Source organism: Chromohalobacter marismortui, from assembly GCF_004364315.1.
In the GTDB taxonomy this organism is placed as follows: Bacteria; Pseudomonadota; Gammaproteobacteria; order Pseudomonadales; family Halomonadaceae; genus Chromohalobacter; species Chromohalobacter marismortui.
Map to the genome: position 1 here is coordinate 1 of NZ_SOBR01000004.1, position 17940 is coordinate 17940.

A 17940-nucleotide genomic window follows, 5' to 3' on the forward strand; every position below is an offset into this window, starting at 1 on the left:
TTCGAGGTGCGGCGCATTCTACCGAATTCGGCGTCACTGTCAAGCGAGAAGTCTCGAGGCGAACCTGGAAATCTCAAGCAAGTCAGTCACTTGCGCCACCTTCACACCGCCGGCCACGAAGCCCGTCGCCGGCAGCGGATGCGTACTCTACGGATACAGCGCCGTGAACGCAAGGGGTAATCAAAAAATAGTCGGTCGACACTTATCCAGCAATGCCCGCACCGCCACAAGGACGGCTGACTTCATGGAGAAGATCGAGAATCGAGCGATAGGGAATGCCGGCATGCTGGCTCAGCCCCATCTCGCAGGTACGCGAGTTGGAGTACCCCGCCTCGCAGCCACGCACGGCATCGGCCAGCCCCCGTAGTGCCGACGCGTTCAACTCCGGCACCGTGAACCCTTTGTCGCCGGCAAACCCGCAGCAGGTGATGTCCGGAGGCACCACGACGTCGTCGGCGCAACGTTGGGCGAGGGCGAAAAACTTGTCGCCCAGTCCCATACAGGTGCTCGAACAGGTAATGTGCAGCGCGATACGTGCCCGCGTCGGCGTGATCGCCAGGCGCGCCAGCAGGTAGTCATGCGCGAACGCGACGGGCTCTTGTATCTGCAGGCGTTTATCGAGTCGCTCACGCATGCGCTGCGCGCAGGGACTGGTATCACATAGCACAGGGTAGCGACCGTTCTGCGAGGCATGCAGCAACTCACGGTTAAGCTCGCGTGCCTTATGATCCGCCTCGTCGAAATAGCCCCGAGATTGAAACGCCATGCCACAACAAAGATGCCCGATCATCGCGGGAATGACGACCTCGTAGCCGGCCTTCTCGAGCAGCGCCAGGGTCGTGCGCGTCACGGCATCGGCCCCCTCATCTCCGCGCGAGACACCGAAGACGCGTGTGGCGCACGCCGGCAGGTAGACGACCTTGTCACGCGGCCCTCCGACTGCCTTTCCCGCCCGGCGCTCCAGGATGCGTACCGGCGCGGGGGACGGCAGTGCAGGGTTCCATTGCGGCAGACGCTCACCGCTGAGTCGGCGCGCGCCCTCCGTCAAGGCACTCATAATGCCCGTGCCTAGCACACCATGGGTGGTATCTGCGAGACGCAAGGCGCCTCGCCCAATGCGGGTGGTGCCGGAAAAGTGACGCCCGACCAGACGGGCAGTGCCACCTCGCTCGGCGACCTGCCGATGCCGCCATTCACGCACGAGGTCCCCGGTATTGATCCCGACCGGACACTGCGTGGCGCACAGGCCATCGGCCGCACACGTATCGATGCCCTGATATTGGTAGGCGTCGCGCAATGTCGCCAGGCGCGATGCGGCTTCCTGCCCACCGGAGGCTTCGAGCCGCGTCATTTCGCGCTGAATCACGATGCGCTGACGTGGCGTCAGGGTCAGCTCGCGCGACGGACATACCGGCTCACAGAAGCCGCATTCAATGCACTTGTCCACAATGGGGTCGGCGGCAGGCAGCGGCTTGAGGTTGTGGATATGCTGCTCGGGGTCGCGACTCAACACGACATCGGGGTTGAGTACATTATCCGCGTCGAAGAGCGCCTTGATACGCCACATCAACGCATACGCCTCGGCGCCCCACTCACGCTCGACGAAAGGCGCCATGTTACGTCCCGTGCCATGTTCCGCCTTGAGCGAGCCGCCGTATTCATCGGCTACCAGGGCCGCCACGTCATCCATCAGGGCGGCATAACGCTGCACCTCGACGGGCGCCTCGAAGCCCTGCGGAAAGACGAAGTGTAGGTTGCCTTCCAGCGCATGGCCGAAGAGGATGGCATCGTCATAACCATGCCGCCGGAATGTCTCGGTCAGCGCTGCCACGCCCGCCTCGAGGTGCTCGAGAGGAAAAGCGACATCTTCGATGATGACCGTGGTACCGACGTCGCGTACCGCCCCTACCGCAGGGAACAACCCCTTGCGCACCTTCCAGTAACGCGCATAGGTTTCGGAATCGCGCGTGAAGCCAAGTGGCTCCAGCGTCTGGATCCCCTCGAGCGCCGCATGTACGGCGGCAATACGTGCCTCCAGCGCGCGCTCCTCCTCGTCCCGTACATCGATGAGCAAGGCGGTCGCGTCGTCGGGCAACGTCTCGAGGCCTGCCGGCATGCCTGGACTCCCCTCCACCGAGCGCAAGGCCGCTCGATCCATCAATTCGACCGCCGACACCGGCGCCGACTTGAGCGCGAGCGTGGCCCGACACGCCGTGGCCATGTCGGGGAAGAAGGCCAGCGCCGCCGTTTTCAAGGGCGCGTCCGGCACGGTGTCGTAGGTGATGGCGCTGATGAAACCCAGCGTCCCCTCGGAGCCGATCATCAAGTGCGCGAGAATGTCGAAGCCATCCTCGAAATCGACCAGGCTATTGAGCGCGTAGCCGGTGGTGTTCTTGAGCCGGTACTTGTGACGAATGCGCTTGGCCAGCGGGGCATTCGACCGCGTCTCGCGCCCCAGCGTCTCCAGCGCCTCGAGCAGCTCGCCATGCGAGACACGGAACGACGCCCGACTGTCCGCGTCCGCCGTATCGAGCAGCGTGCCGTCGGCGAGAATGACGCGAATGTCACGCAGCGTGCGATAACTGTTCTGCGCCGTACCGCAACACATGCCCGAAGCATTGTTGGCGGCGATCCCCCCAATCATGCAACTGTTGAGCGACGCAGGGTCGGGGCCGATCTTGCGGCCATAGGGAGCCAGCAACTGATTGGCGCGTGCGCCGATGATGCCGGGCTGTAGCCGAATCGCGCGCCCCGCGTCGAAGATGCGGTAATCGCGCCATCCCTGGTTCAACTGAACGAGCACCGAGTCGGTCACCGCCTGCCCGGACAGCGACGTTCCCGCCGTGCGAAACGTCACCGGCAGGCGCCGACGCCGGCACTCGGCGAGCACGCCCATCAGCTCTTCTTCGCCGTCGGGACGGACGACCAGTTGCGGGATCAATCGATAGAAGCTGGCATCGGTGCCATAGGCGAGCAATCGCAGCGGGTCGTCAATCAGGCGCTCGGCGGGCAGGATCCCGCGTAGTGCCTCGTGCAGCGCTTCGTAAGGCTTTTTCATCATGAGTCCCGATCGGTCGACGGCGAAAGCAAGACCGGGGCATCGACCGCCACCCCGTTGCACTCTTGTCTCGGCGGCCCAGGCGCTCGCGCGACGACGGCACCCGAGCCGCGATCATTACAGGCTCGGCGAAAGCATGCGTTCGATCGACGACGCCGCAGACCCGGTGACCAGCGAATCCGGCCCCAGCTCGGCGATGGAACGCGCGCCGGTGAGCGTCATCGCGACCTGCATCTCCTTCTCGAACAGCTCGAGCAGGTGGGCAACGCCCGCCTCGCCGGCGGTGGCCAGCGCATAGATATAGGCGCGCCCCAACAATACAGTATCAGCCCCCATGGCGATCATGCGTACGACATCGAGCCCATTGCGCACGCCGGAATCGGCCAGGATGGCCAGGTCGCCCTTGACTGCATCGGCGATCGCCGGCAAGGCGCGTGCGGTCGACGGCACACCATCGAGCTGCCGACCGCCGTGATTGGACACGACGATGCCATCCGCACCGAAGCGCACCGCGTCACGCGCATCCTCGGGGTCGAGAATGCCCTTGATGATCATCGGCCCGTCCCAGAACTCACGGATCCATTCCAGGTCCTTCCAGGAAATGGAAGGGTCGAAGTTGTTGCCGAGCCAGGCGATGTAGTCCTCGAGTTCCGTCGGCTCGCCGCGATAGTCCGACACGTTGCCCAGGTCATGCGGCCGGCCATGGAGGCCCACGTCCCAGGCCCAGAACGGATGCGTCACCGCCTGCAGCATGCGCCGAATACCCGCGTGCTTGCCGCTCATGCCGGAGTGCGCATCCCGATAGCGCGCCCCCGGCACGGGCATGTCGACCGTGAAGACCAGCGTCTTGACACCGGCGGCCTTGGCACGCTCCAGCACATGCTTCATGAAGCCCCTGTCCTTCAGCACATAGAGCTGGAACCAGAGAGGCCGCTCGATGGCCGAGGCCACTTCAGCGATGGGACACACCGACACCGTCGACAGCGTGAACGGGATGCCTTTCGAGGCCGCGGCGCGCGCCGCCTGCACTTCGCCACGTCGGGCGTACATCCCGGCCAGCCCCACGGGGGCAAGCGCGACGGGCATGGCCATGGATTCGCCGAACAACTCGGTTTCCAGGGACAAGCTGGACATATCCTTGAGCACCCGCTGGCGCAACGCGATACCGGCGAGATCCTCGACATTGTGTCGCAGCGTATGCTCGGTATAAGCGCCCCCGTCGGCATAGTGAAAGAGAAAGGGCGGAATACGTCGTTTGGCGGCTTGGCGATAGTCCGTGGAGGCAGAAATGATCATGACGAGCCCTGTGCAAGTGATGCGCTATCGTTGAATGGCCTTTTGGTTTTACCAATTTACAACAGCGTATAAACCAACTCTATGCGTGCGCACTGAAGAGTGTCATAAAGACCCCATCTATTGCACACAATGGGCTTTGAACTTTAGTTATAGCTGAGAAGCAGACGCTAGCACGAAGACTGGAGTGGTGAGAAAAGATTGCGTAAAATTGGTCATACCATTTATTGGCCGGCTTTCCGTCCATCTTCAAACGCTGAGTAACGAGCGATCCTCATGGCCCCACAGCATCTCAGACAACCGCGCCTCGCCGATGTGATCACCGAACGGCTCGAGGCCATGCTCCTCGAGGGCAGCCTCAAGCCGGGAGAGAAGCTCCCACCCGAGCGCGAACTGGCCGAACACTTCGGTGTTTCGCGCCCTTCCCTACGCGAGGCGATCCAGAAATTAGCCGCACGCGGCCTGCTCAACAGCCGCCAGGGGGGCGGTACTTTCGTCTCCGAACAACTCAGCAGCAGTTATAGCGACCCGCTGCTGGAAATGCTCACACGCCATGGCGAGTTCAATCTCGACCTGCTCGAATTCCGCGACGCCTTGGAAGGCATCTCAGCCTATTACGCCGCCCTGCGTGCCACAGCCGACGATAAAGCCATGCTGCAAACGCGCTTCGAGGCGCTCGAAGCCAGTTACCGGCATCCCGATCGCAGCAGCGACCCCATGCGCGAGGCGCGTGCCGATGCGGCTTTTCATCTCGCCATCGCCGAGGCAGGCCACAACGTCCTGCTGCTGCACACCATGCGCGGCCTGTTTCAACTGCTGGAGAAAAGCATCGTCGCCAACCTGGCCCATCTGTTCGAGAAACCGAACTCGCGCGACCAGCTCATGGACCAGCATCGTGCGCTATTCGAGAGCATCCTCGCCGGCAATGCCGACGAAGCACGCGCACGCGCCCACGAACACCTGGCCTTCGTCGAGAATGGGCTCCTCGAGCTCGAACGCGCCGAGACACGTGCTCAACGCGCGCTACGCCGTTCCCAAGGGTTACCCGAAGTACCTACCTGACGCCGACTCGCCAGGCCACATCACGACCACGATGCGACGCCGCGATTCACCAGCTCGAGCAACGTGGGCCAGGGCGGCAGCCACGGCGCCAGGGCTACGCCCAGCAGCAACCACAGCACCGCGTTGCCTGGCTCGCGATAGTCGAAAAGTTTGAAGGCGGTACCGAAGGAACGCTTGAGCCGCGAACCGACCAGATCAACGCTGTACAGCTCGTCGAGTAACAGATGAACCAGCGCCCCTCCGCTCAGCGCCAGGCCTTGGGCCCATGCCATCGGTGCAGGCTGGGCCAGCAAATGGAAGCTCATTGCTGCCGTGCCCATGCCGCACAACAGGCTCGCGAGCAACGAGTGCCAGATGCCACGATGCACGGTGAAGCGCTTGAAGATCGCGCCGGCCAGGTAGCGTACACCGAGATACAAGCCGCCACATGCCAGGACCAATGGACCCGGCGCCAGGCGCGATTGCAGCCATAGCGCGCCGGCAATCACTGCCAGGACGGCCAGCAGGGTAAAAATCAAACGAATGGCGTGCGAATGATCGGAGTCGATATCGGGCAAGATGCCGCCAAACGCCGTCAATATCGCCAGAGGCCAGCCCTCGTTGAAGCTCCATAGGCTTGCCTGCCAGCCAGCATAGGCGGCCAACGCGCCACCGCCCAAGGCAACGCCGAAATGTGTGCGAAAGTTGGCCATGGCCCGCCCGGGACGCCCTCGACAATACTGGATGAAAAACCAGATTATGAGGCTTCTCGGCGAGACAAAACAATGCGTTAAACAAGAAAATACCGCCTCGGGGGGCCTCGCACATGCGGCCGCGTCGTTATACGGGGGGCTGGGCCAGGTACGCGTCCTTGAGTGTTACGTAATTCCCCGCCGTATAGGTGAAGAACGCGCGCTCAGCCTCCTTGAGCGCCCTGAGCGGCTTCGCGGGATTGCCCGCATAGACCTGCCCGCTTTCCAGGCGCTTGCCCGGCGTGACCACCGCCCCGGCGGCGATGATCACCTCGTCCTCGACGATCACGCCATCCATGACCGTAGCGCCCATCCCCACCAGCACACGGCTGCCAATGGTACATCCGTGCAGCAGTGCCTTGTGACCCACCGTCACGTCATCGCCGAGCGTCAGTGGGTAACCGTCGGGGTTGTAGTCGCTGGCATGGGTAATATGCAGCACGCTGCCATCCTGAATGCTGCAACGCGCACCGATGCGGATGCGGTGCATGTCGCCGCGAATCACCGTCATCGGCCATACCGAACAATCGTCTCCCAGGGTGACGTCGCCCAGCACCACACATGCCGGATCGATATAGACCCGCGCGCCCAGGCGCGGCGTCGTCCCTTTGAACGTCCGTAATGTCATCCTCTCTCCCCCTTCTTCAATTCGTGATGGGCGGATCGTTCATGAGGCCTCATCCATCACCATAACGCCGACAACAGCACGATGACGACCAGCGGAATCGACACGTAGCGCACCAGCCCACGCCATAGCCGGAACCCGCCGGGGCCCGCGTCCAGCGAGCGCATGGCGGTGTTCGCCGGCATGACCCAGGCGGCGAAGATGGCGATCAACAATCCGCCGATGGGCAAGAAGAACTCCGGCGGTACGGTGGTCACCAGCTCGAAGAAATTCATGCCCGCCAGCCACTCCACCTCGGATAGGCTCGAGAACGAGAACACCGACAGCAAGCCGACCAGCCATACCAAAGTACCGATCAACGCCGCCGCCTGGCCGCGCTTGAGGCCGGCATCGGTAAAGGTCGCCACCATCGGCTCGGCCAGATTGATCGACGACGTCCATGTCGCCAGCAGCAGCAACAGGAAGAAAACACTCAGCCATAACGGCCCGCCCGGCAGGTCCGAAAAGGCAATCGGCAGGGTCACGAACATCAGCCCCGGCCCCTCGGCGGGGTCCATGCCCTGCGAGAACACCACCGAAAAGATCGCGATGCCCGCCAGCAGCGCCACGGCGATATCCAGCACCGCTACCGCCACCACGGCACGCGGCAGACTCTGATGATCGGGCATGTAGGCGCCATAGGCCATCAGCGCACAGGCACCCAACGCCAGGGTGAAGAACGCATGCCCCATGGCATTGAGCACCACGTTCAGGGTGATGGCCTCGAGGTCGGGTGCGAACAGCCAGGTCATGGCGGTGCCGAAGCCATCGGTCGTCACGGCATAACCGGCCAGCACCACCAGCAGGATGTAGAGTAGCGGCATCAACAGGTTGTTGAGCCGTTCCAGGCCGCCGGAAATGCCCGCCGCGACCACCGACATGGTCAACAACATGAACAACGTATGGTTGAACGTCATGCGTAGCGGATCGGCGAGGAAGGCATCGAAACTGGCGCCGATCTCATCCGGCGTACGACCGCTGAAATTGCCGTTGACCGACTCGATCAGATACTCGATCGACCATCCCGAGACCACCGAATAGAACGACAGGATGAAGAACACCGTCACCGCCCCGAACAGCCCCAGCCAACGCCAATGCGGCGACACGCCCGCCTGGCGCGCCAGATGCGCCAACGTCTGCATCGGCCCGCGGCGGCCGGCGCGTCCCACGAGGATTTCCGCCATCATGATCGGGAGTCCCAGGATCACCACGAACACCACGTACAGCAGCAGGAATGCCGCCCCGCCGTTTTCGCCCGTCATGTAGGGAAAGCGCCAGATATTGCCCAGGCCCACGGCCGCCCCGGTCACCGCGAGAATGAAGGCGCGACGCGACCCCCAGCGTTCCAGCGTTTCACTCATCCCTTCACACCCTTTTTCATGACATGGTGCGCCATTCAGCGCCGCAAGCGCCAAGCCTAGCAGGCGCGCGGTTGGCGGCCAATCACACCGACATTGAAAGCAGCCGGCCCCACCCCCACCTATGCTTCATTCACACGTTCATATCGAGGTGCCCATGTCACGCAACCCCTTGCTCGAATCGCATGTTCTGCCACCGTTCGATGACATCCAGCCCGAGCATGTAGTGCCGGCCATCGAGCAGCTTCTGGCAGAGAATCGCCGTGACATCGAGGCCCTCGCCAATCAGTCGCAGATCAGTTGGGAGCGCCTCGCAGCGCCGCTCGAGGCACTCAACGACCGCCTCTCGCAGGCGTGGTCGCCGGTCTCGCACCTCAACGCCACCATGAACAACGAGGCGCTGCGCGAGGCGTATCAGGCCTGTCTCGCCATGCTGTCCGACTACAGCACTTGGCTGGGCCAACACCAAGGCCTCTTCGACGCATTCACGCGGCTGAAAGAAAGCGACGAGTACGCCCGCCTCGAGGAAGGTCAGCAGCGCTCCATCGACAACACCCTGCGTGACTTTCGCCTCGCCGGGGTCGATCTACCCGAGGACAAGAAGCGCCGCTACGGCGAGATTCAAGCGCGCCTGTCGGAACTGGCCAACACCTTCTCCAACCATGTGCTCGACGCCACCCAGGCGTGGCACAAGGACCTGACCGACGACACGCGCCTGACCGGTCTGCCGGAAAGCGCACTGGCCACGCTCAAGGCCAACGCCGAGGCCAAGGACGTCGAGGGATACCGCATCACGCTCGACTTCCCCAGCTTTTATCCAGTGCTTTCCTTCGCCGACGACCGCGCGCTACGCGAAGAAGTCTATACCGCCTTCGTCACCCGTGCCTCGGACCAGGGCCCGCAGGCCGGCCGCTTCGACAACGCCCCGATCATCGAGGAAACGCTGCGCCTACGCCGCGAACTGGCCGAACTGCTCGGCTTCGCCACCTATGCCGACTATTCGCTGGCCACCAAGATGGCCGACTCGCCCCAGCAGGTACTGGGCTTCCTCGGTGACCTGGCCGATCGTGCGCACCCCCAGGCCCAGCGCGAATTCAACGAGCTGGAGGCCTTCGCCCGCGAATCGCTGGGACTCGAGACGCTCATGCCGTGGGACATCGGCTACGCCAGCGAGAAGCTGCGCGAGGCACGCTATGCCATCTCGCAAGAACAGCTGCGCCCCTACTTCCCCGCCCCCAGAGTGATCGAAGGGTTGTTCCAGGTCACCGGCACCCTGTACGGCATCGACTTCGCTGAGCGTGACGACGTGCCGCTTTATCACCCGGACGTGCGCTATTTCGAGATCCTCGACGGCGACACGCCCATCGCCGGCTTCTACCTCGACCTGTACGCCCGTGAAGGCAAGCGTGGCGGTGCCTGGATGGACGAATGCCGTGTGCGTCGCACCCGCGAGGACGGCAGCTTGCAGCTGCCCGTCGCCTACCTGACCTGCAACTTCACGCGCCCCGTGGGCGGCAAGCCGGCGCTGCTCACCCATGATGAAGTACTGACGCTGTTCCACGAGTTCGGCCACGGTCTGCATCACATGCTGACGCGACAGACCGTCGCCGATGTCTCCGGCATCAACGGCGTCGCCTGGGACGCGGTCGAATTGCCCAGCCAGTTCATGGAAAACTTCTGCTGGGAGCGCGAGGGGCTGGACATGATCGCCGCCCATGTGGATACCGGTGAAAAACTGCCCGACGCCCTGCTCGACAAGCTGCAGGCCGCACGCAACTTCCAGTCGGCCATGGGCATGATGCGCCAGCTCGAACTATCCCTGTTCGACTTCCGCCTGCATCATGAATTCGACACCCCTGATGCCAGCGACGTCCAGGCCCTGCTCGACGACGTGCGCGACAAGACCTCCGTCACGCCGCGCGTCGACTTCAATCGTTTCCAGAATGGCTTCGGGCACATCTTCGCCGGTGGTTATGCGGCGGGCTATTACAGCTACAAATGGGCCGAAGTCCTGTCGGCGGATGCTTACAGCGCCTTCGAAGACGCCGGCATCTTCGACACGGCGACGGGCCAGCGTTTCCGCCAGGAAATTCTCGAGCGTGGTGGCTCGCGCGATGCCGCCGTCTTGTTCGAAGCCTTTCGTGGCCGTGCACCCAGCATCGAACCGCTACTGCGCCACTCCGGCATCGAGAGCGCCGAAGCGGCCTGACAGCGCGCGTTCAAGCCCAACTTTCGACCGGGCCGTGCGGCCCGGTTGCCGTTTCAAGAGGAGTGCGTGATGACGGCGACCCCCAAGCGTTTCATTGCCGGCGCCATCTGCCCGCGTTGCGCGGCCATGGACCGCATCCGTGCCTGGGAGCAGAACGGCATTCGCTACCGCGAGTGCGTATCCTGCGATTACTTGGAACAGCTGGCGATCGACGAAAACGGCTTCGCCACGGACCTCCCCACGCGCGTCAATCAACCGCGCGAGGAAGACACCTCGGACGACATCCAGACCGTACGTCTGGTCGATCCGAGTGACGGCAAGACGCACTGACTCGAGTCGCGTTGCACCGCCATGCAATGGAAAAGGCTCCCGGTCGGGAGCCTTTTCGCGTCATGCCATCAAGGCGGCGCCTTTACTGGGACCAGGTACCACAGGCGACACGCTTGCCGCCGCCCCCCAGCTTGGGCTCATCGCTGTAATTGTCACCGCCGGCGTGCACCATCAACGCCCGGCCCTCGAGATCGGATACCTCCAGCCGTGGCGCCAGCACCGGGGTCGTGGCATTGCCATCCTTGTCGACCATCAACACTGGCAGATCACCGAGATGTCCATCGCCGTAGGGGCCCTGATGCGTGCCGGTGTTCTCGGGGTCGTAGTGACCACCGGCGGCACCGCCCGGCACCGTTTCCCCGCCTTGCTTAGAGGGCTGGCAGCTCGGGTTCATGTGCACGTGAAAGCCGTGCATGCCGGGGTCGAGGCCCGCCAGGTCCGGCGTCAACAACAGCCCGTACTCGGTGTCCTCGAGCATGACGCTGCCGACGCTGTCGCCGGTGCCTTGTGCATTGACCTGATGCAGTTCGATAGCGTGTTGCGCCGCCTGGGCACTACCCAGCATCAGCAGGACGCCCCCGATACCGAGTGCCATCTGCGAGATACGTAGCATGCCTTTCTCCTGTCCATGAGTGAGACGTCTACGTGTGTCAGGCTAGACGACAGCCACGAACGGCGCCATGACTCAAGTATCGCAGCGCAGGTTGTCGAGCACCCGCAGCGCCGGCGTCGCCTGGTTCAGGGTATAGAAGTGAAGCCCCGGCGCGCCGCCATCGAGCAGGCGCTGACACAGGTTCGACACGACCTCCTCACCGAATGCCTGGATGCTCTCGCTATCGTCACCGTAGGCTTCGAGCTGTTTGCGGATCCAGCGCGGAATGTCCGCCCCGCAGGCGTCGGAAAAGCGCGCCAGCTTGGTGTAATTGCTGATCGGCATGATCCCCGGCACGATCGGCGCCTCGACTCCCAGCGCACGGGCTCGCTCGAGGAAATGGAAGTAAGCGTCGGCGCTGAAGAAATACTGGGTAATCGCGATATCCGCGCCGGCCTGCATCTTGCGCACGAAATTCTGCAGGTCATGCTCGTAGCTGGGCGCCTGGGGGTGCATCTCGGGATACGCCGCCACCGCGATCTGGAAATGATCGCCGGTTTCCTCGCGGATGAACTCGACCAGCTCGTTGGCGTAACGCAGCTCGCCCATGCCGCCCATACCCGAGGGCAGGTCGCCGCGCAGCGCGACCAGGTTGGTGATCCCCGCCTCGCGGAAACCCGCCAGACGCTCGCGCAACTCGCCCTTGTCGCTGCCGATGCAAGACAGGTGCGGCGCAGTGTCGATGCCGCACTGACGTACCGTCTGCACGGTCTCGAAGGTTCGCGCCTGCGTGGAACCACCAGCACCGTAGGTCACCGAAAAGAAACGCGGACGCCGCTCGGCCAGCGTGTCGCGCACGCCTTTCAGCTTTTCCCGCCCGGCGTCCGTATTAGGCGGAAAGAATTCAAAGCTGATGCCCAGCGGATGTTCGCGCGTACTCATCGATGCAGCCCTCTTCATGACATGGCGCGACCGACAACGGGTCACGTTCGTATTCGATGCCGTGCATTCTGCCGATCCCTATCCGCGCTGACCAATGAAAGTTTCGCGGCTTGGCATTAATCCAGGTCATAGCGCCGCGGATACCGCTTGGCTCAGGGATGGGGAGTCGATGTCACCTGGCAATCGCCGCCGGTCAGGCACGCCTCGCCCTCGACCTGCAAGGTCGCGTGACTGATTCCGAAACGCTCGTGCAGGCATGCATAGGCGGCCTTGAGCATCACCGGATGCGACATGTCATCGCGCACCACCAGATGCAGGCTGAGCAGCGGATCCTGCGGCGTCAGCCCCCAGACATGCAGGTCATGCACGCTCACCACCCCCTCGATGTCCTCCAGGGCCGCACGAATGCCGTCGATATCGGTCCCCTCCGGGGTGCCTTCGAGCAGGGTGTGGCCCGAGCGCCGAACGATCTTCCAGGCCCCGCGCAGAATCAACGCCGCCGCGAGCATCGACAGCAGCGGATCGATCGGCATCCACCCGGTCGCCATGATGACCAGTGAGGCCACGATGGCTGCCACCGAGCCCAGCAGATCGCCCATGACATGCAGCAACGCCCCGCGCAGATTGAGGTTCTCATGGTCGCCGCCATGCAGGATCTTGAAGACCACCACATTGATCAGCAGTCCCAGCACCGCGATGGCCAGCATCGGGGTCGCCATGACCTCCACCGGCTGAAAGAAGCGCTGCACGGCAGCGATCAGGATCCACACCGCGATCCCCAGCAACGTCAGCCCGTTGATGAAGGCCGCCAGCACCTGAAAACGCTGGTAGCCAAAGGTGCGCCGCTTGTCCGGGGCCTTGTCGCCCATGTAGAAGGCGAACAACGCCAGCCCCAGTGAAAAGCTGTCGCTGAACATGTGTCCGGCGTCGGCCAGCAATGCCAGCGAGCCCGAAACCCAGCCGCCGATGGCCTCCGCAATCATGAAACCGGCGGTCAAGTACATGGCGAGCTTGACGCGCTTGGCGCTGTCGGCGGTGACCGTCGGCGCGTGCTCGTGGTGATGGTCGTGGTCGTGGTCGTGGTCATGCGCCGCATGCTCGTGACCGGAAGACGAATGTCCCATTAGCGTCATGCCTCTCGGTGACTTTTCTCCAGTGTAATGTCTGGAGTGGACTTCAGGGTCAATCGTCGGAAACCGAGATACGCCGCGGTGAACGCAACCAGCCACTCCCGATCAGCATGCCCAGCGTGATCAGGGCCGCGGCCAGCACCAGCCAAAGAGTGGCGGTGGCGTAGCCGGTCGCGATCAGCACCAGCGTCGAGAGCAATGGCGTAAAGTAGGCCAACAGTCCCAACAAACGCAGATCGCCGTGCTTGACGCCCACATCCCAGGTGAAAAAAGCGCTTCCCACCGGACCGAGCCCCAGGCCGACCACCCCCAACCAGCCGATGCCATGCGGCCACCGCGTGGGCTCGAACAACCAGTGGCATAACGCCGCCAGCACCGCCGTCACCAGGCAGAAGCCGCCCACGGCCGCCGTGGGGACGGCGCGATTGGCACGCGACAGCACCGAATAACCGCTCCACAGGAAGGCACAGGCAAACGCCGCGACATAGCCCAGGGTACTGCCCGCAGCACTGACATCGCCGCCTACCAGCAAGGCCGCGCCCACAAACCCCAGCAATGCCCCCACGATATGGCGCACGCGCAGACGCTCGCCCGGCAGCAACGCCACGAACAACACGATCAACAGCGGCCACAGGTAGCTGATCAGCCCCGCGTTAGCCGGAGGCGCGTTCTGCTGGGCCACGAAGTACAACGCGTGATAACCGAACAGCCCACCCACGCCCAGCGCCCAGACACGCGGTGGCTGGCGCAGGGGCGCGCGCAGCGATTCGCCGCGCACGCGCAGCCACACCACAAAGCACAGGAATGCCAGGCCGAAGGCCAGCGCGGTGAGCAGAAACGGCGGCACCGGCCCCGCCAATTGCGTCAACGCCGCCAGCAATGCCCAGTTGAGTACCGTCGTGGCACCGATCCAGGTGGCACGGCGAGACGCGGACCCCTCGAGTGACATGTCGACTCCCCTTGCAGATACGAACGTTCGCTCAGCCTGCCATGTGCGCGGCCCGCAAACTTGTCGAATCCTGACCCGAGGACGTCCGCATCAGGGGCATTACAAGCGCATCAAGGACAGGTCACAGCGAGGTTTTGCCATGGGTGGCAAAAAGTAGTGCCCAAGGACGGGGTTACAGCCCCCTCGCGCAGAACCGTCACCCATAAGCAAGCGGCCTACACGCATGCTGGATCCTGCCAGGACTGCCCAACAAGGCGCATAACGGGCATCATGGGCGCTTCACCATCAGGAATGCCGCATGTCTCACGTCGACCTTTCCCAACCGCTGTGGATGCTGCTGATCTTCGTGGCGCTAGGCTGGCTCTGCGCGCGCCGACTGGCCATCGATCCACGCCCCATCGCGACGTTACTGATCTACCTCATCGCGCCGCTGACGTTCTTTCGCGGGCTCTATCTGGGCGAACCTTCGCTTGCCTTGATCGGCCTGACGGCGGGCATGTTCGCCCTGGCCAGTCTCCTGTGCCTGGTGACCCATGCCCTCGTGCGGCGTACTTTCCCCCCACAGGAAGCCGCGTTGCTGGCGTTTTCCGCGGGCACCGGCAACACCGGCTATTTTGGACTGCCGCTGGCCATGGCGTTGCTGCCGCCAGAAGGCGTCGCGGCCTATCTGTTCTGCCTGCTGGGAATCACGCTCTTCGAATTCAGCGTAGGCTTTTACATCAGCGCCCGGGGCCGATTCTCGGTCCGCGAGAGCCTGGGCAAGATCGTTCGCTTGCCATTGCTCTATGCCTTCATGACCGCCCTGCTTGCCTATCATTTGCCGTGGCCGGTGCCCGACGCGGTGATCGAAGGACTCGACTACTTTCGCGCCAGCTATACCGTACTCGGCATGATGATCATCGGCATGACACTGGGCGGCGTCTCGCTGCGCGCGTTCGATGCCCGCTTTCTCGCCGCCAGCATCGCCGCGCGCTACGTGATGTGGCCGCTGGTGATGCTCGGCCTGGTGCTCGGCCTGCAGGCGACGACAGGGCTCTCGACGACGATGACCGGCGTGCTGCTGTTGCTGGGGGTGGTGCCCATGGCGGCTAATGTCGTGGTCATCGCCATGGAGCTGAACATCCGCCCCGCCAAGGGCGCCATCGCCGTTCTCGTGACGACCGTGGGCGCGCCGCTGGTGATTCCGCCCTACCTCGACATGCTGTGGCGGCTCGCGGGCCTCGACTAGACACCGGACGGCTGACGTTGCCGCCACTGGCGCGGCGACAGCGCATGACGGGCGCGGAAGGCACGCGAAAAATGCGCGCTGTCGTGAAACCCGCAAGCTTGTGCAATCTCGGTGAGGGGGCGGCGGGTATTCTGCATCAGCGTGCAGGCACGTTGAAGGCGACGCTCGATCAGCCAGGCGTGCGGCGAGGTCCCGGTCAGGATACGAAAACGCCGTGCGAACGCTGCCTCCGCCATGTGGCAGCGCGCCGCCCAGTCACGCACACGCCAAGGTGCCGCCAGATCCGCCTCGACCGCCGGCAGCAAATGCAACAAGCGTAAGCGCGGCTCGGTATGCGTGGTGTGGCCCACGTCGAGCAGCGCATGCAGTCGCCTCGCCAGGGCATCGGGACGCACGCCGACGAGTGCCGAGACATCCGCACGCAGCGTCGGCGGCAAACGGCGCGACGTGACATCGCCAAGCCCCGCCGCCTCGCACCACGCGACGGGGAGGTCGAGCACCAGCGTGCGGTTGTGGTCCGGCGCCAGATAGTGATGCTCGCTACCGCTGGCGATGGTGACAAGCCGCCCCGCCTTCACGTGCGCGCCGCGTCCGCCCGCTTCCAGCTCGACAACGCCCTCGAGTCCGATCAGCCACTGATGGAAGCCATGGCGATCGGTCAGCACCCGGTCCGGGTAGCGACGTGTCTCGGCGGTGGGCAGCAAACATTCATTCGACATGGCAGCGGCTCATCTCAATCGGCCAGGGCCCAGCCGGCCACGCCATAGACGCCGGCACCCAGCAACGTGGCCAGCCCTACGTTAGGCGTCAAACGCTGCACCAGCAACACCGCCGCCGTGCCCAACGCCAAGCGTAGCCCGCCACGCCAGTGCGGCGCCTGCCACCATAGATCGCCCATCGAGAGGACGATCAACGCCGCGATGGCGGCAAGCCCCAGCGCCCCGAGAAAGCGGCTCAGCCAGCCATCACCTCGCGCCAGACGCGTCCCGGAAAGCAGCGGCAGATAGCGTATTAGAAACGTGCCCACTCCCGCCGCAATCACGACACCCCACCCTGTCATGTCGTCGCCTCCTGAGAGTATTCGCTACGCGGGCGGCGGCTACCCACCGCAGCCCCCGTCAGCATGCCGACCAGCATGGCCACATGCCCCGGCCACCACAGCATTCCCAATAGCGTGGCGCCGGCTGCCGCCACCACCACCGGCCATCGCGCACGGCGCCATGCCTGCGCCAGCAAGGCCAAAAACAACGCCGGGAGCACGAAGTCAAGCGCCTGCGCCACGTAGCCGCCATCGCTTGCCCATCCCGCCCCGACACCGGCCCCCAGTGCCGTACCGCCGGCCCAGGCCAGATAAGCGCCCGCGGCGAGTCCGAGACACCAGGCGGGGGCAAGAGGCCGGGACGCCCCTTTCGCCATCGCCGTCGCGAAGACCTCGTCGGTCAGCCCGAAGGCCAGCCAGGGCGCCAAACGACGCGGCAGCGACGTCAGCCGCATGGCCAATGCCGGTCCATAGAACAAGTGGCGTAGATTCATCATCAGCACCGCCGACAACACCGTGAGACCGCCACTGCCTGCGGCCAGCATCGCCACCATCACGAACTGGCTGGCACCGGCGAAGACCAGCAGCGAAATCGCCACCGCCTGCCACGGCGACAATCCCGCCTGCACGCTGATCACCCCGAACGAAAACGCAATCGGGGCATACCCCATCGCCAGCGACACGCTGTCACCCAGGCCGCGCCGGCCCGACTGCCACGCCGAGACCGCTACCGTCTCATCGCTCATGCGCCCTCCACCTCATACGGATAAAGAATCGTCACCATCGCCTGCGTCGCGCCCAGCAGGGCTTCGTAGCGATGGTCGAGATCCGCCGCAAACGCATGCTCTTCGCCCGGGCGGCATACGGCGAGCGCCCGGGTCGTGCCCACGCGCAGTGTTCCCTCCACCACCATGACCCGCTCGCGCACGCCACACGGATGGCCGCGCGAATGCTTGATTTCGCCCGGCGCGAGCTGCATGAGATACACCTCGACCCGCGGCGACTGCCGCCCCCGGGCCACCACCTGCACCTGCCCGCCACCGGGCTCGCCGACCGTCACACCCCCGATGTCCTCGGCCAGCAACTCGCTGAACGTCACCCCCAGCGTATTGGCCAGAGTCCAGAGCGTTTCGATGGTGGGGTTGCCGTGACCGGCCTCGAGCTGGGAGAGCGTCGACTTGCTGATCGCCGCTCGTTCGGCCAGCGCGCTCAGCGAGTAACCGCGCGCCTCGCGGAAACGACGCAGGTTGGCGACGATGACGGGGGTCGGTGAGGGCATGCCGCATCCATTAAAAAGAACATTTACGTTCTTTTTAACGAACGGCGAACCAAAAAACAAGGGCGCCCGAAGACGC

The 17940-nt window shown here is 64.0% G+C and carries 17 protein-coding genes; 4 read left to right on the plus strand and 13 right to left on the minus strand.

Annotated elements, in window-relative coordinates; all coding sequences use genetic code 11:
• Window positions 1-202: 202 nt before the first annotated feature.
• Together C8E00_RS09330 and lldD are read right to left on the minus strand one after the other, a co-directional pair.
• A complete protein-coding gene (locus C8E00_RS09330; protein WP_133697241.1) occupies window positions 203-3058 on the minus strand; it encodes an FAD-binding and (Fe-S)-binding domain-containing protein in 2856 nt (951 codons plus the stop codon).
• 117 nt (window positions 3059-3175) lie between these two features.
• On the minus strand, window positions 3176-4354 hold the full coding sequence (lldD, locus tag C8E00_RS09335; protein WP_133697242.1) for an FMN-dependent L-lactate dehydrogenase LldD: 1179 nt from the start codon (window positions 4352-4354) through the stop codon (window positions 3176-3178).
• A gap of 273 nt (window positions 4355-4627) precedes the next feature.
• Between lldD and C8E00_RS09340 the strand changes: the two genes are divergently transcribed.
• Window positions 4628-5413: a GntR family transcriptional regulator gene (locus tag C8E00_RS09340; RefSeq protein ID WP_133697243.1), complete on the plus strand. Its 786-nt coding sequence runs from the start codon at window positions 4628-4630 to the stop codon at window positions 5411-5413.
• A gap of 20 nt (window positions 5414-5433) precedes the next feature.
• Here C8E00_RS09340 and C8E00_RS09345 read toward each other — a convergent pair whose 3' ends face one another.
• The 3 genes from C8E00_RS09345 to C8E00_RS09355 all read right to left on the minus strand — a co-directional run bounded on the left by C8E00_RS09345 (window position 5434) and on the right by C8E00_RS09355 (window position 8169).
• Window positions 5434-6105 carry a metal-dependent hydrolase gene (locus tag C8E00_RS09345; RefSeq protein WP_133697244.1) on the minus strand — a complete coding sequence of 224 codons (672 nt, stop codon included), beginning with the start codon at window positions 6103-6105 and terminating at the stop codon, window positions 5434-5436.
• 127 nt (window positions 6106-6232) lie between these two features.
• Window positions 6233-6772 carry a gamma carbonic anhydrase family protein gene (locus C8E00_RS09350; RefSeq protein WP_133697245.1) on the minus strand — a complete coding sequence of 180 codons (540 nt, stop codon included), beginning with the start codon at window positions 6770-6772 and terminating at the stop codon, window positions 6233-6235.
• A gap of 56 nt (window positions 6773-6828) precedes the next feature.
• Window positions 6829-8169, minus strand: a complete 1341-nt coding sequence (locus tag C8E00_RS09355) for a sodium-dependent transporter (protein WP_133697246.1) — start codon at window positions 8167-8169, stop codon at window positions 6829-6831.
• A gap of 154 nt (window positions 8170-8323) precedes the next feature.
• On the opposite strand from C8E00_RS09355, the gene prlC reads away from it, so the two are divergent.
• Together prlC and C8E00_RS09365 are read left to right on the plus strand one after the other, a co-directional pair.
• A complete protein-coding gene (prlC, locus tag C8E00_RS09360; RefSeq protein WP_133697247.1) occupies window positions 8324-10375 on the plus strand; it encodes an oligopeptidase A in 2052 nt (683 codons plus the stop codon).
• 69 nt (window positions 10376-10444) lie between these two features.
• Window positions 10445-10705, plus strand: coding sequence for a YheV family putative zinc ribbon protein (locus C8E00_RS09365; RefSeq protein ID WP_133697248.1), 261 nt, complete (start codon window positions 10445-10447; stop codon window positions 10703-10705).
• 82 nt (window positions 10706-10787) lie between these two features.
• On the opposite strand, the gene sodC is transcribed toward C8E00_RS09365, so the two are convergent.
• The 4 genes from sodC to yddG all read right to left on the minus strand — a co-directional run bounded on the left by sodC (window position 10788) and on the right by yddG (window position 14318).
• Window positions 10788-11318 (minus strand): superoxide dismutase family protein, encoded by a 531-nt coding sequence (gene sodC / locus C8E00_RS09370; RefSeq protein WP_133697249.1) that lies wholly within the window; start codon window positions 11316-11318, stop codon window positions 10788-10790.
• Between the two features lie 72 nt (window positions 11319-11390).
• The gene (gene metF / locus C8E00_RS09375; RefSeq protein WP_133697250.1) at window positions 11391-12239 is read right to left on the minus strand and encodes a methylenetetrahydrofolate reductase [NAD(P)H]; all 849 of its coding nucleotides are present in this window, start codon (window positions 12237-12239) and stop codon (window positions 11391-11393) included.
• Window positions 12240-12391: 152 nt separating this feature from the next.
• Window positions 12392-13372, minus strand: a complete 981-nt coding sequence (locus C8E00_RS09380) for a cation diffusion facilitator family transporter (protein WP_243833150.1) — start codon at window positions 13370-13372, stop codon at window positions 12392-12394.
• 49 nt (window positions 13373-13421) lie between these two features.
• Window positions 13422-14318 carry an aromatic amino acid exporter YddG gene (gene yddG / locus C8E00_RS09385; RefSeq protein ID WP_133697251.1) on the minus strand — a complete coding sequence of 299 codons (897 nt, stop codon included), beginning with the start codon at window positions 14316-14318 and terminating at the stop codon, window positions 13422-13424.
• 298 nt (window positions 14319-14616) lie between these two features.
• On the opposite strand from yddG, the gene C8E00_RS09390 reads away from it, so the two are divergent.
• Window positions 14617-15546 (plus strand): AEC family transporter, encoded by a 930-nt coding sequence (locus C8E00_RS09390; protein ID WP_133697252.1) that lies wholly within the window; start codon window positions 14617-14619, stop codon window positions 15544-15546.
• Here C8E00_RS09390 and C8E00_RS09395 read toward each other — a convergent pair.
• From C8E00_RS09395 to C8E00_RS09410, 4 genes are read right to left on the minus strand one after another with little or no spacing between them, the layout of a single operon-like run.
• Window positions 15543-16265 (minus strand): helix-turn-helix transcriptional regulator, encoded by a 723-nt coding sequence (locus C8E00_RS09395; RefSeq protein WP_243833151.1) that lies wholly within the window; start codon window positions 16263-16265, stop codon window positions 15543-15545. The two genes, C8E00_RS09390 and C8E00_RS09395, sit on opposite strands and share 4 nt — an antisense overlap.
• A gap of 14 nt (window positions 16266-16279) precedes the next feature.
• A complete protein-coding gene (locus tag C8E00_RS09400) occupies window positions 16280-16606 on the minus strand; it encodes an AzlD domain-containing protein (RefSeq protein ID WP_133697253.1) in 327 nt (108 codons plus the stop codon).
• The gene (locus C8E00_RS09405) at window positions 16603-17331 is read right to left on the minus strand and encodes an AzlC family ABC transporter permease (RefSeq protein WP_133697254.1); all 729 of its coding nucleotides are present in this window, start codon (window positions 17329-17331) and stop codon (window positions 16603-16605) included. Before C8E00_RS09405 ends, C8E00_RS09400 begins: the two co-directional genes overlap by 4 nt.
• Window positions 17328-17864 (minus strand): XRE family transcriptional regulator, encoded by a 537-nt coding sequence (locus C8E00_RS09410; protein ID WP_133697255.1) that lies wholly within the window; start codon window positions 17862-17864, stop codon window positions 17328-17330. Before C8E00_RS09410 ends, C8E00_RS09405 begins: the two co-directional genes overlap by 4 nt.
• Window positions 17865-17940: the final 76 nt, after the last annotated feature.